Consider the following 14156-nt stretch of genomic DNA (forward strand, 5'->3'; position numbering starts at 1 on the left):
TTAGATATCAGTATTGGAGTTATAATATTTTTATTGATATTTATTTCCTCACTGAACTCTATTGTTTCCTCTTATTTTAAAGCTGCTGGAGAAATAATCAGAGGTGTGTATTTAGACTCTTTTCTGAACAGATTGGTTTTTACTTTTATTTTATGTGTTATATATTATTATTCTGAAATTAATATAGAAGATATCTTATTATTTAACTTAGTATCATATTTAGTTCCTTTTTTGTATTATATCTATCAATTGAGAAAACGATGTAATTTCAAGATAATTAAATATATCTCATTGAAAAAATCTAAACACTATTTATGGCTAGGGGCTATATTATCAGTAATTGGTATATCTCAAAGTTATTTGAAATTTATTGATATATTTTATATTGAGAGATTATTATCACCTAAATATATATCAATTTATACTATTGCTATGCGATTTAATTTAATGCTTTTTATGATTAATTCAGTTGTAATATCGATAGTAACACCTAAAATTTCAGAATTGTATAAAAAAAACAAAATTCAAAATATAAATTTAGATTGCTCTGTTATGACATATTTTGTATTTAGTATAATCTCTTTTTCTTTATTAGGGTTCTATTTTTTTGGTGATTTTCTTATATCTTTTTTTGGCTATGAAACGAGTGAAATATTTCATGTGACAATAGTGTTAATGATTTTCAGTGCTGTAAATATGCTATTGGGAATATCAGGTGTAATATTATCAATTATAGGGCAGCATAAGTTTGTATTATATGTAATGCTTATTTTTGTTTTATTATCAACTTTATTATATCCTGTTTTTATAAATAATTTCGGTTTTTATGGTGCGGTTTACTTAACTGGATTTATTAGTGTGTTTTGGAAAGCTATACTATCACTATATTTATATTATAAGTTTAAAATACATTCTTTTTGTTCACCAATAACTTGTATTAGATATTTAAATGAAAAAAAATAAATTTAGCTTCGGTCTATTAATTGATCTTGTAATAGTATTCTTATTTATCGAGCCAATAATAGTACTAGGTGTAAACTCACAAATTTTATCAGCATTATATTTTATAAGTGTTTATTTTTTAGTTAAAAGGAGGTTTTATTTAGATGAAAAAATAATTATGTTTTCTTTCTTGGTTATTTTAATTTCATTTCTTGTTTTTATTTGGCATCAAAATATAAATTCATACGCAGTTGTACTTTTTAGAATGATAACTGCAGTTATTATTGCACATTATTTAGTCTTGAAATATAAAGGATATAATTCACTTATTATTGTTTCCTATTCTTCTCTTGTTCATGTTGTTATTATACTTTTACAGATTCTTTTGCCTGGATTTAAAAATGTTTGGTTCATGGTTGTACAAAATACTTCTGCGATAAACTTAGGACAATATACGTTATCGGAAGTATTGATTAGAAGTAATGGAGCAAATGGTTTTCTTTATGCCGATAATGGGATTATTTTTTGTATATCAGCTGTAATATTAACATTTTTTAGCAATAAAAGTTCTATAGTTAATAAAATCGTACTTGTGTGTGGCGGTCTAATTTCAGGTAGAAGTAGTTTTATTGTTTTAATTCCTTTTGTTTATTTTGAGTTTTATAAGAAAAAAATAATATATAAATTTATTTTTTTAGTATCTATCTTTGTTTGTTTAGTTACTGCAATGTTTTACATGAGTCAATTTTTTCCTAATTATTTTAAATGGATTTCTGAACCAATACTTAATTTTATTGATGGGAAATCATTGTCTCAATCATCAGATAGTACATTCCGTCGACATTTATTCTTTTTTTCAGATGTTTACCATAATATTATTGGATATGGTATTTTTAGTATGGATAATAGCCAGTATTTTTCAAAGGCATTATTTCCTAGTGATTCAGGATATATGAGGTTATTGACCTCTGGTGGTTTATTTCAACTTGGTGGATACATATGTAGTATTTTGTACCTTTATTTAATTACGTTGAAGAATACGATTACTACTAAGACAAAAAAGCTATTTATATTTTCATTGTTTTATTATTCTGTGGTTTTTTTATTCTCTTTAAAATCACAATTTATATATTCAAATTTCAATTTTTTAATGATATTTATTTTGTATCTATTATCTAGAATAAAAGGAAAATGATATGAAAATTCTTCATATTGTTCCATCTTTGGGAATTGGCGGTGTCGAAAATGTTTGTATTGGTCTTTTAAATGAGCAGGCCAATAATTTAATATTAGATGTTAATGTTTTATCCCAAGGGAGTATGTTACTGGATGTTAATAGGATTAAATTAAATAACGCAATTAATTATAATGTTATACCCAAGAAAAATAAGAAATGGTTTATAATTGATATGCTAAAATTATTTTTATTTATAAGAAGAAATAATTATGATGTAGTCCATACTCATGGAATTAGTTTTTTTTATGCAGCGATTGCAATAATTTTCTTAAAAATAAAATTTATTCATACTATACATAATGAGCCAAGTAAAGAAACACAAGGCATCAGAAAATATATTAATAGCTTTTTATTTAGGTATAAAAAGGTTAAAACTGTTATTTTAGGACAGAAATTAGTAAATAGTTTTATAGATTACTATGGATTTGAACCTGATATGATAATACCGAATGGTGTTTGTATTAATAGAGAATGTATAAATAGTAATTATGTAAGTCACAATAAAGAAGTTTTTTCTTTCATATCTGTGGGGCGCTTCGATAAACAAAAGAATTTTAATCGATTATTGAAATCATTTAAGAAGCTACTAGATGATGGTTATAATACATCTTTATCTATTTATTGTTCTGTCAATGAAAATGATATTGAATTTCAAAGGTTTAAGGAAGATATAAAAAATATTCCAGTATCATTATATGTCAATAGAGTTGATCTCAGTCAAGAATACCCTAGATATAATTGTTTTGTTCTCGCGTCTGATTATGAAGGGTTACCTTTGACCATTCTTGAGTCTATTGGTTATGGTATCCCTATTGTATCAACAGATGTTGGTTGTATTTCTGATGTAGTAACAAAAGACATCGGATATATATGTAAACCAAATAGCATAGAATTATATAAGAGCATGAAAAGTATAATCGATAATGTTGATAATTTTTCAAAAGATAATATTCGTGAGATATATGAAAAAGAATACTCTTTAAAAATAATGTCAGATAGGTATGTGGATAGTTATGGAACAGAATAGAAAATATGTTATTTTTCGATCTTTACCTTTAGAACGTGATTCCAGAACAAAAAGATATAAAGATTATTTAGGTGATGTGGTTTTTAATTGCTGGGAAGATAATTACGTTGATAAACGTAATGGTATTGATAAAATAAAAATGGGAAGGAAAGATTTTAGGCTGTTTATTACTTACCCATTTTATTTATTTTATCTTTTTGTTTTTTCTGTTTTAAAATTAAATAAAAATACTCATGCTATCTGTATGGATATAGATACTTATATACCAATTAAAATAGGTTCACTATTTGGACGTTCGAAGGTTTATTTAGATATAGTTGATCCTATTAGCCAAACAAAATTTAGGCATGCTTATTTTAATGTTATTTTTGATTATATTGAGTATTTTATTCTTAAAAATAGTAATAATGTTATTCTTCCTGGTGAGTCAAGAGTTAAATATTATCATGACAAGATTAATGTTAATATAAGTTCCATTAATAGATATTATATTTGTGAAAATGTTCCTGTTCTTAGCAAAGATTACTGTAGATTTAAAAAGGAATTTAATATAGATAAAAAAGTTATTGGTTATTTTGGTTCTTTAGATTCAACTCGAGGAATATTAGAGTTAATAAGTTATTTTAAAGATAAAAATGATTTTATTATTTATATAGCAGGGAGAGGAGAGCTAGAATCAGCTATAACAGATTTATCAAATGAAAATGAGAATGTTTATTTTTATGGTTCATATGACTCAACGCAATTAGGTTTTTTATACTCAAATATTGATTTCTGTTGGGCTTTCTATTCTCCTGATGTTTTTCTACATAGATATGCATGCCCTAATAAATATTATGAACATTTAGCATTTAAAACGCCAATAATATTTAATGAAATAGTTCCAATGTCAAATTTAGTAGAAGCTAATAATTCTGGGTTGATTATTTCTGATGTGATTAATGAAGATACCTTTAGAAAATTAGAAGATAAATTGAATTCATTCAATATTAATGTTTCTGATTTTAGTTTATGGGAATCTAGCTATAGCAACTATTCTTTTTCTTTGAAATGATATAGAGAAATATTATATGAAAATTCTAATTACAGGTGGTGCGGGTTTTATTGGTTCTGCTGTTGTTCGTCATATTATTAATAATACTCAAGATAGTATTATTAATGTCGATAAATTAACGTACGCTGGTAATCTTGAATCGTTAACTGAAATTCATTCATCTGATCGTTATTGTTTTGAGCAAGTTGATATTTGTGATCGCGCTGAGTTAGATCGTGTTTTTGCTGAGCATCAACCAGATGCAGTAATGCACTTGGCCGCTGAAAGTCATGTTGACCGTTCAATCGATGGCCCTGCGGCATTTATTGAAACCAATATCGTTGGCACTTATACCATCCTAGAAGCAACCCGCGCTTACTGGAATCAATTAGATGATACTCGTAAGACGGCATTTCGTTTCCACCATATTTCAACAGATGAAGTATATGGTGATTTGGAAGGTACCGATGACTTATTTACTGAAACAACATCGTATGAGCCATCTAGCCCGTATTCAGCATCAAAAGCATCAAGCGATCATTTAGTGCGAGCATGGCTACGTACTTACGGTTTACCAACTATTGTAACTAACTGTTCAAATAATTATGGTCCGTACCATTTCCCTGAAAAACTGATTCCGTTAATTATTCTCAATGCCTTAGATGGTAAAGCATTACCTGTTTACGGTGATGGCATGCAAATTCGAGATTGGCTATATGTTGAAGATCACGCCTCTGCGCTTTATACCGTTGTTACCAAAGGTGAGATAGGTGAAACCTATAATATTGGCGGCCATAATGAAAAAGCCAATATTGAAGTAGTAAAAACAATTTGTGAATTGCTTGAAGAGTTAGTGCCGAATAAACCGCAAGGCGTAACAGAATACCAAAACTTAATTACTTACGTAACAGATCGCCCAGGGCATGATGTCCGTTATGCGATTGATGCTTCTAAAATTGCACGTGAACTTGGCTGGAAACCTGCAGAAACGTTTGAATCAGGTATTCGTAAAACTGTTGAATGGTATTTAGCTAATCAAAAATGGTGGAGCCGAGTATTAGATGGCTCATATAACCGTGAGCGTTTAGGTAACTAATTTATCCACATCTTTCTTTTTTGATTTCGGGTTGAGTATTTATTTTCCAACCCGATATATAACCTCGGATTCTTATTTATGAAAGGCATTATTTTAGCGGGTGGTTCAGGTACGCGTCTTTACCCTATTACGCGTGGTGTATCTAAACAGTTACTGCCTATTTACGACAAGCCAATGATTTTTTACCCGTTATCTACATTAATGTTAGCGGGCATTAAAGATATTCTGATTATTACTACTCCAGAAGATAACCAAAGTTTTCAACGTCTATTAGGTGATGGTAGCGACTTTGGTATTAATCTTGAGTATGCGATTCAACCTTCTCCGGATGGTTTAGCACAGGCATTTATTATTGGTGAAGAGTTTATTGGTGATGACAGTGTTTGTTTAGTACTTGGCGATAATATTTTTTATGGTCAATCATTTGGACAACAGCTGAATCATGCTAAAGAGTTAACATCACAAGGTGTTGCTACTGTTTTTGGTTATCAAGTACATGATCCAGAAAGATTTGGTGTGGTTGAATTTGATAACAATATGAAAGCTATTTCTATTGAAGAAAAACCGCAACAACCGAAGTCAAATTATGCAGTAACAGGGTTATATTTCTATGACAATCGTGTTGTTGAAATGGCAAAACAAGTTAAACCGTCACACCGTGGTGAGCTTGAAATTACCACGCTTAATGAAATGTACTTAAATGATGGTTCATTGAATGTCGAGCTATTAGGTCGTGGTTTTGCATGGCTTGATACGGGGACTCATGAGAGCTTGCAACAGGCAGCATCATTTGTTGAAACCGTACAAAATATTCAAGGCTTAAAAGTTGCTTGCTTAGAAGAAATTTCATGGCGTAATGATTGGTTAACGACAGAACAAGTACAATTGTTGGCTGAACCGATGATGAAAAATGAATACGGTCAGTATTTAATGCGCATTGTTTCTGAAAATAAATAATAAGTGAATAAACATTGTGAAAGTATTAATTACAGGTAGCAGTGGTCAAGTAGGTAGCTGTTTAGTAAAACAGCTACAATCTTGTCCTGAGATTGAATTTTTAGCGGTTGATAGAAATGAACTTGATATTACTTCTGAACAAGAAGTAATAAATACCGTTAATGATTTTATGCCAAATATTATTATTAACGCGGCAGCCCATACAGCAGTAGATAAAGCAGAAGATGAAGTTAAATTATCTTATGCTATAAATCGAGATGGCCCTTTATATTTAGCCCAAGCCGCCGAGCGAGTTAGCGCTGTAATATTACATATATCGACAGATTATGTTTTTGCGGGTGATAAAGAGGGCTTATACAGCGAATTTGATACTGTTAACCCGCAAGGTGTGTATGGTGAAAGTAAATTAGCGGGTGAAAAAGCCGTTATCAATGCTTGCTCTCGCCACATTATTTTACGAACTGCTTGGGTTTTTGGTGAAGACGGTAATAACTTTGTAAAAACCATGCTTCGTTTAGCACAGCAAAGAGATTCATTAGGCATTGTTGCTGACCAGTTTGGTGGGCCAACTTATGCGGGGGATATTGCCGCGGCATTAATTAAAATAGCCAAAGCTATCACTAATTTAAAAAATGAATTTAATAATGATAATTATGGTATTTATCATTTCTCTGGTATGCCACATGTAAATTGGTGCGAATTCGCTCAAGTTATCTTTGATAAAGCAATGGAACAAAAGGTTTTAGTAAAATCTCCTGACGTAAAGAGGATTAAAACTGAACAATATCCTACGCCTGCGAAACGTCCAGCCAATTCAAAATTGAATACAAAAAAAATAACAACAGTATTTAATATTCCAGCAAGTGATTGGCAATCAGCATTAAATCATCTAAGTGATTATGCTTAATACTGAATTAGAGAAAAATAATGAACGTTATAGACACAGAAATTCCTGATGTGAAAATTATTGAACCAACAGTATTTGGTGATGAACGTGGTTTCTTTATGGAAACTTGGAATCATAATAAATTTGAAGAATTAGTTACTGGTAAGCCTACTCAATTTGTACAAGATAATCATTCCAAATCCAAAAAAGGTATTCTTCGTGGTCTACATTACCAAACTGAAAATACGCAAGGTAAATTAGTACGTGTAGTGTCTGGTGAAGTATTCGATGTTGCTGTAGATATTCGAAAGGATTCTCCAACATTTGGTAAATGGGTCGGTGTTTATCTTTCTGCTGAAAATAAACGTCAGTTATGGGTACCTGAAGGTTTTGCTCATGGTTTCTATGTGACCAGTGATGAAGCTGAGTTTGTTTATAAATGTACAGATTATTATAACCCAAAAGCAGAAAACTCTATTTTATGGAGCGATTCAGATATTGGAATTGAATGGCCATTAATTGATATGCCAGTATTATCTGATAAAGATGTAAAGGGTGCTAAATTCAAAAAAATAAAAGGATTGTAATAGTAATAACATCTTTACTCATTAAAAATTAACTTTTAGAAGTGTTTTATTCCCTTTATTCCTATATTTGTTAAATAAATCCTTGCAAAATAATCTTTCTACATGAACTTATTGGTATAGTTATGGATGTATATATTTCAGTTGTTTCTCATGGACACGATAAAATAATAAATAAATTGGGTTGCCTTAAGTCATTATCTGATGATTTTAATATTATAATAAAAAGTAATAAGCAAGGTGATGACTTCAAAGAATTAAATTTATGTAATAATGTTCATTGGATTGATAGTGATTACGGGCTTGGGTTTGGTCATAATAATAACTATGTTTTTTCATATTGTATCAATAACTTAAATATGAAAGACGATGATTTGTTTATTGTATTTAATCCAGATGTCTTAATGGATAGTAATTTTATTTATGAATTAGTGTCTTTAATGAAAACAAATAAAACACATATGAGCTGTATTAATCTTTTTAGGGATAAAGATCATACTATTTATGATTGTTCATTAAGAGATTTCCCAAAACTCCATCAATTTATAAGATCTTTTTTAGGGTTTGGTAATACAGCGATTATAGACAAGAGTACTATTAGTGATACAACGACTGTTGACTGGGCTGCTGGTTCGTTTTTAGCATTTCTAGTGCAAAGGTATAAAAGTCTAGAAGGCTTTGATGAGAGATATTTTATGTATTGTGAAGACATAGATATTTGCTATCGAAGTAATAAACAAGGATACCCTGTCGTCTATTACCCTCAAATAAAAGCATTACACTATGCAAAGCATGAAAATAGAAAGTTCTTTTCTAAACATTTATATTGGCATATAAGTAGTGTGTTTAGATTTTTACTTACTAAAAAAGGTTTAACTACTTCCTCCTCTAGTTTGATAGATAGATAATGAATAACAAAATAAAAAAAGCAGTTATCCCCGTAGCTGGTCTTGGCACGCGTATGTTACCTGCAACAAAAGCTATTCCAAAAGAAATGCTACCAATCGTTGATAAACCTTTAATTCAATATATCGTTAATGAGTGTGTGAATGCGGGTATTAAAGAAATTGTGTTGGTGACCCATTCTTCTAAAAACGCCATTGAAAATCACTTTGATACCTCGTTTGAATTAGAAGCAACCTTAGAAGCGCGTGTTAAACGTCAGTTGTTAGATGAAGTGAAAGCGATTTGTCCGAAAGACGTGACGATTATGCATGTGCGTCAAGGCCAAGCGAAAGGGTTAGGTCATGCAGTGTTGTGTGCGAAACCACTCGTTGGTGATGAGCCGTTTGTAGTTGTGTTACCCGACGTGATTCTAGATGAATACACCGCAGATCAACGTACAGAAAACCTAGCTGCAATGATTGCACGTTTTGAGCAAACAGGGGCTAGCCAAATTATGGTTGAGCCGGTGCCAATGAGTGATGTATCTAAGTATGGTGTAGTTGATTGCAACGGTACTGAGCTTAAAGCAGGTGAGTCTTGCCCAATGATACGTATGGTTGAAAAGCCTGCGGTTGAGGATGCACCATCAAACCTTGCAGTGGTCGGTCGTTATGTTTTATCTCATAACATTTGGGATAAGCTAGCGATGACACCACCAGGAGCGGGTGATGAGATCCAACTGACTGATGCAATTGATATGCTAATGCAAGATGAAACTGTAGAAGCATTTCATATGAGTGGTCAATCTCATGACTGTGGTGACAAGTTAGGTTATGCTAAAGCTTTTGTTGTCTATGCAATGCGCGATAAGGTATTAGGTGAAGCTTTCTCTACTTATATTAAATCATTGAATGAAGCATCGTTTGCTGATTCTTAGATTTAATGCCATTTGCCGATAAAGCTAACGCCTGAGTTTATATTTTCTTAAATAAAAGTCAGTATTGAACCGTTTACAGAAATGGGGAGATTCTGGCTTTTTGTGTTTTAATGGTTTATAAAACTATTTACGTTTATCAAGCGCTATCTGGCATCATAAGCCTACTGAAATAGTAGGCTGTAAATGGTTTTTTCTTTATTACTATTTATTGAGATAGTAGTTGAAAACTATCTTTGTGATAGCATGTTGCGAAGGTCTGATAGCCGTATTGTTGATTCTCGTCATACTCTTTAACCATCGCTTGAATTTCACCAGCTGTTCTTAATTCAGGCGCTGCATCACTACTTTCATAGTTCCATTTTATAACAATATCAGTTTCTGGTGACATATTGAGAACTTCATTCCATGTGTACTCAATAAATTTTATTTCGTTTTGTTTTTTGTTATTTAGCATTGATAGTAAATATTTAATAGGTTTCATAAATGTTGTCTTTTGTTATCAAGCAATAAAGTAAGGTATCAATACATCAACCAGCTAATATAATGAAAACTTATATTTTAGCAGCATATATTCGTCAATGTAAATCATCATATTTTTAGATGTTGATCAAAATAATTATCCTTACGAATAATAATTAAAGATTTTTTTGGCATATTTTGAACTTCATAAGTTCTTGGTTGCATATTAATACTTGTAGGGGGTGGGAATGAGGCTTCGAGGAGCTTGGTTATGCCAAAATAAGGTATGAGTGACAAAGTATTAGGCAAGAGTTAATAACAAGGACTCTACAGCACACGGACAGTAGATTTCCTATCTTGCTCGTAACCTCGCAGTAGGGAATGACGAGGTTTAGCTTTTCCTAGTTCCTAAAATCTAGCCCTCGCTAACTAACTCCTCGTTCCCTTTTTGACTCATAAGATAATCATTAAAGCAGTAAGTATAAAAATAATTTATATTAAATCTTTATTTTTGCTGAAATATGTTCTAGGTGTATGTTTTCCATCTTAAGCATGCTCTATGTGAATTATTTTTATGGATTGCAATTGATATTCTACATATACTCAATAAACAGAGCAGGGGGCTGCTCAGAATATTTATATATTTAAGAGTGAAGTAGTATGCAACTGTTTAAAAAATTTAAGGCGTGGATAAGCAAACTTGATGCGTATGATAAGCAAGCAAAGCAGATACGTTGTGAAGATCGCCGTGGTGAATATGATTACAGTACCGAGTCTATAAAAACAAAAAAATAGCCGCTATTCCACAATATCTAATCATTGATAATGGAATAATAGTAACGGTACTACTCGAATATATAATTAGAATTAAGCTGCAATACATATCTTAATTGAATGGTTGCGGCTTTTTTATCGTTGTTATTTTAATAGCGTTACTAAATATATTCTGTATTGTATGTTTAACTATTATATATAATATTGTTATTATTTGCGTTGCTGATAATATTTGTATTTTTAATATATTCATGTTGATTGTGTGTTGCTATCTCTTGTATGAATAAAATTGTTGTAATAGATTGAATAATAAGGTTTTAATTTTATTTTGAATTGTATTTATTATTTATTATGATTAATTTATCTTAAATGTTCTGCTTTCTTTTATTTTGAGCGTTTATTCCTTTAGCAATTAATTGCTGTGTAATATTGTGGGTGTAGTTTCCGTTAGTAAGTTAATTACAAGGTTATCATTTAAATGAATATCTTTGCTTTAATTGATAACGAACTATTCTTTAAATTACAGGTACGTATTTAATTATGGAATATTCATATATCTTTGTTTTTGTGCTGTCATTTGTAAGCTTATTCATTATGCGTAAGGTTGCAAAAAAAGTTGGCTTAGTCGATAAGCCCAATGCACGTAAACACCATCAGGGCGTTATACCTTTAGTAGGGGGGATTGCCGTCTTTATTGCTTTTGCTATTGCCGCGTTATTGTTTTTACCTGTTAACGTCACTCTTTTACTTTATCTCGGCTGTGGTTTAATTTTATTGGCGGTAGGGGTGATTGATGATTACCTTGATATTAGCTTTAAGATACGGTTGGTGGTACAGGCAGGGATCGCATTGGCTATCATCAGTGTCGGCGGTCATTCATTAGATAATCTTGGTTACTTAATGGGCAGTGAAACCTTACAGTTATCGCCATTCATTGGTGGCATTGTCACTGTAGTTGCGTTTATTGGGGCAATCAACGCCTTTAATATGGTTGATGGTATTGATGGATTACTGGGGGGATTAGCTTCAGTAACGTTCACAGCAATGGGTTATGTATTTTATACTAATGGCAATCCAGATTTAGCTCTGTTTTGTGGTTTATTAGTCGCAGCAATGCTGCCGTATATTATGCTTAATCTAGGATTACCTTTTGGACGTCGGTTTAAAGTCTTTATGGGTGATGCGGGCAGTGTATTTATTGGCTTTACCGTGGTGTGGTTACTCGTTCGTGGTACTCAAGAAGCGGATGTCGTTGCATTTCAACCGGTGACAGCATTGTGGCTGATTGCTATTCCATTAATGGATATGGCGACGATTATGATTCGCCGCGTACGCAAAGGCCAATCACCGTTCAAGCCCGATCGCGAGCACTTACACCATATTTGTCAACGAATTGGTTTATCTTCACGAATGACGTTAGTGGTTATTTGTGTCTTGGCTATCTGTTGCGCAGCGATTGGTATTTGGTGTGAAAGACTTGGGGTGAAAGAATCAACCATGTTTATCGCTTTCTTAGTGATGTTTGGTGGTTACTTTATGATGATTAACCATATTTGGCGTATTACTGCCGCCGTTAAACGTTTGTTCGGTATACCAACAGTACACGAAGCGTAATTATTTGCCAAAGTAGAGTAATAATAAAACGTATCAAGAAAAAAGCATCGCTAACCGTGAATGCTTTATCTTGATACTGCTGTTGATCTTGCTGCTTTTCCTTGTTTACCTATTTCTCTCACCCCTTATTTTTCTCCCTGCACCCATGCTAAAATCCCTTGCACATGATAATCAATGATCTTTTGACGGCCTTGGGGTTGCATTAAAATCAAGCAACATTCGATTTCATTATCCATAAAAAAGTTTTCGGTTAATACTGCTGCCATTTTGGTTTTACGAAGTATATAAAAGTTGCATTCTTTATCGCTGTCGCCATCACTATAATCACTGCGCAGAGGTTTATTAGGAAATTCGTGCCTAAAAGCGCGAGTGAGATGATCAGCAATAATGTCACTGTGAGTTTGACCACGACTAGTATAAATTTCAAAGCCGCTACCACCGCCAGCATTGGCATGCACTGAAATTAATACACAGCGATGATTTGGATATTGAAACGCTAAATGATTAGCGCGATTGACGCGGGTTTGAAGGCTTATATCTTCTCGTTCAGGTACGATAATTTTATTTTCAATCCCATGTAGAGTTAATACTTGGCTGATTCCTTGGGTAATTGCACGATTAAATTCCCCTTCAAATAATTGGCTACCATTGGACCATATTGGTGAGCGCTTGCCGGGTGTTTGGTAGATATTATTAATAATACCGCCATGGCCTGGATCTAATAAAATTAATGGCTTCATAGCGTCACCTTTGGAATGCCGTATTTAGCGATAACATGGCTCCATAAGTAACCGTAAGACTTATGTGAATTACCGGGGTAATCGTTAGTGATATAACAATCTTTGGGTTTTATTTTATGGCGGTTAGCAAGGTAATCATCACTTAAATCATGATCGATACACACGATATCACGCTTATCGCTGACATTGATCCACTGCTCGGTAACACAATCAGGAGTTGCTAACGCTTTAACACTTGGTTGTTGGGTTATCTTTGGTAAAAAACCTTTAACGCTAGTAAGGCCAAGAGGAGATCCAAACGTAAACCAAGTACTAATTTGTGGCGGTGTGGTTTGGCGACTAAGTTGATGCAGGACATTATAAGCGATCACTGTTCCCATTGAGTGACTGAGTAAAATAATTGGTCGATGCTGATATTGATTAAGGAGTTTTACTAATGGCTGTTCGACGGCATGTTGATAGTTTGCATCATGAAAATAGTGGTGAATATCGGGCAGTAGTGATTTTAACAATGGCTTCGCAACAAAAGAGAACACGCTTAATTTATCCTCTATCCATTCTGCGATTTTAGTTCCCCAACGAGGCGTGCTGGTGGAGAGTAATAGCTGCTGATGATGTTGAGGCGGTAATTGTTTAACGGAGTAAATATGTCGAATAGCGGTTTTTGTTGCTGCTGACAGGACTAATGGTTGTTGATAAAAATGATCAGCATAATAGGCCATCTTAAAATCAATTTGCGGATGTAATTGTGACTGGTTGTAGCATTGTAAGCCGTGTTTCAGTGCTTGCTGCCACAGGGCACTCAAGGTGGTGGTTGGCAGTTTATTGCCTCTGCCATGAATCGCAATAATGATCGGATACATAATGGGTAAGCTCTCTTGATAGATTATTAGAGTGCTATTAAATTTACTATGTGTGCAGTTGTATATTTAAAGGTGTTTTTTTGTGATCCATTAATAATTACTTAGTGGCCGTTACATTACAT

14 protein-coding genes are annotated in these 14156 nt (G+C 32.5%); 11 read left to right on the forward strand and 3 right to left on the reverse strand.

Going from position 1 to position 14156, the window contains the following annotated elements:
* From C0W29_RS05860 to galU, 10 genes are all read left to right on the forward strand, one after another.
* Positions 1 to 963 (forward strand): MATE family efflux transporter (locus C0W29_RS05860; protein ID WP_208019739.1); only part of this gene is annotated, 963 nt, incomplete at its 5' end.
* Positions 950 to 2137, forward strand: coding sequence for a hypothetical protein (locus tag C0W29_RS05865; protein ID WP_045045399.1), 1188 nt, complete (start codon positions 950 to 952; stop codon positions 2135 to 2137). The genes C0W29_RS05860 and C0W29_RS05865, both read left to right, overlap by 14 nt.
* A gap of 1 nt (position 2138) precedes the next feature.
* A complete protein-coding gene (locus C0W29_RS05870) occupies positions 2139 to 3206 on the forward strand; it encodes a glycosyltransferase (RefSeq protein ID WP_107174172.1) in 1068 nt (355 codons plus the stop codon).
* Positions 3193 to 4260, forward strand: coding sequence for a glycosyltransferase (locus C0W29_RS05875; protein ID WP_045045400.1), 1068 nt, complete (start codon positions 3193 to 3195; stop codon positions 4258 to 4260). The genes C0W29_RS05870 and C0W29_RS05875 overlap by 14 nt, the downstream gene beginning before the upstream one ends.
* A 16-nt stretch (positions 4261 to 4276) precedes the next feature.
* Positions 4277 to 5335: a dTDP-glucose 4,6-dehydratase gene (rffG, locus tag C0W29_RS05880; RefSeq protein WP_045045401.1), complete on the forward strand. Its 1059-nt coding sequence runs from the start codon at positions 4277 to 4279 to the stop codon at positions 5333 to 5335.
* Between the two features lie 78 nt (positions 5336 to 5413).
* A complete protein-coding gene (gene rfbA / locus C0W29_RS05885; protein ID WP_045045402.1) occupies positions 5414 to 6292 on the forward strand; it encodes a glucose-1-phosphate thymidylyltransferase RfbA in 879 nt (292 codons plus the stop codon).
* Positions 6293 to 6305: 13 nt separating this feature from the next.
* The gene (rfbD, locus tag C0W29_RS05890) at positions 6306 to 7199 is read left to right on the forward strand and encodes a dTDP-4-dehydrorhamnose reductase (RefSeq protein ID WP_181318123.1); all 894 of its coding nucleotides are present in this window, start codon (positions 6306 to 6308) and stop codon (positions 7197 to 7199) included.
* Positions 7200 to 7219: 20 nt separating this feature from the next.
* Complete coding sequence (rfbC, locus tag C0W29_RS05895; protein ID WP_045045404.1) at positions 7220 to 7765, forward strand: dTDP-4-dehydrorhamnose 3,5-epimerase; 546 nt, start codon at positions 7220 to 7222, stop codon at positions 7763 to 7765.
* A gap of 122 nt (positions 7766 to 7887) precedes the next feature.
* Positions 7888 to 8670: a glycosyltransferase gene (locus C0W29_RS05900; protein ID WP_045045405.1), complete on the forward strand. Its 783-nt coding sequence runs from the start codon at positions 7888 to 7890 to the stop codon at positions 8668 to 8670.
* Complete coding sequence (galU, locus tag C0W29_RS05905; protein ID WP_045045406.1) at positions 8670 to 9584, forward strand: UTP--glucose-1-phosphate uridylyltransferase GalU; 915 nt, start codon at positions 8670 to 8672, stop codon at positions 9582 to 9584. Before C0W29_RS05900 ends, galU begins: the two co-directional genes overlap by 1 nt.
* Positions 9585 to 9789: 205 nt before the next feature.
* On the opposite strand, the gene C0W29_RS05910 is transcribed toward galU, so the two are convergent.
* Positions 9790 to 10065 (reverse strand): hypothetical protein, encoded by a 276-nt coding sequence (locus tag C0W29_RS05910; RefSeq protein ID WP_045045407.1) that lies wholly within the window; start codon positions 10063 to 10065, stop codon positions 9790 to 9792.
* A gap of 1292 nt (positions 10066 to 11357) precedes the next feature.
* Between C0W29_RS05910 and wecA the strand changes: the two genes are divergently transcribed.
* Entirely contained in the window at positions 11358 to 12431 is a 1074-nt protein-coding gene (gene wecA / locus C0W29_RS05915) for a UDP-N-acetylglucosamine--undecaprenyl-phosphate N-acetylglucosaminephosphotransferase (protein ID WP_045045408.1), read from the forward strand.
* A gap of 125 nt (positions 12432 to 12556) precedes the next feature.
* Here the strand turns inward: wecA and C0W29_RS05920 are convergent, their stop codons facing one another.
* Together C0W29_RS05920 and C0W29_RS05925 are read right to left on the reverse strand one after the other, a co-directional pair.
* The gene (locus C0W29_RS05920) at positions 12557 to 13171 is read right to left on the reverse strand and encodes an N-acetylmuramoyl-L-alanine amidase (protein WP_045045409.1); all 615 of its coding nucleotides are present in this window, start codon (positions 13169 to 13171) and stop codon (positions 12557 to 12559) included.
* A complete protein-coding gene (locus C0W29_RS05925; protein ID WP_045045410.1) occupies positions 13168 to 14034 on the reverse strand; it encodes a lipase family protein in 867 nt (288 codons plus the stop codon). The genes C0W29_RS05920 and C0W29_RS05925 overlap by 4 nt, the downstream gene beginning before the upstream one ends.
* Positions 14035 to 14156 lie beyond the last annotated feature (122 nt).

The organism is Photobacterium kishitanii (genome assembly GCF_003026355.1).
GTDB lineage: Bacteria > Pseudomonadota > Gammaproteobacteria > Enterobacterales > Vibrionaceae > Photobacterium > Photobacterium kishitanii.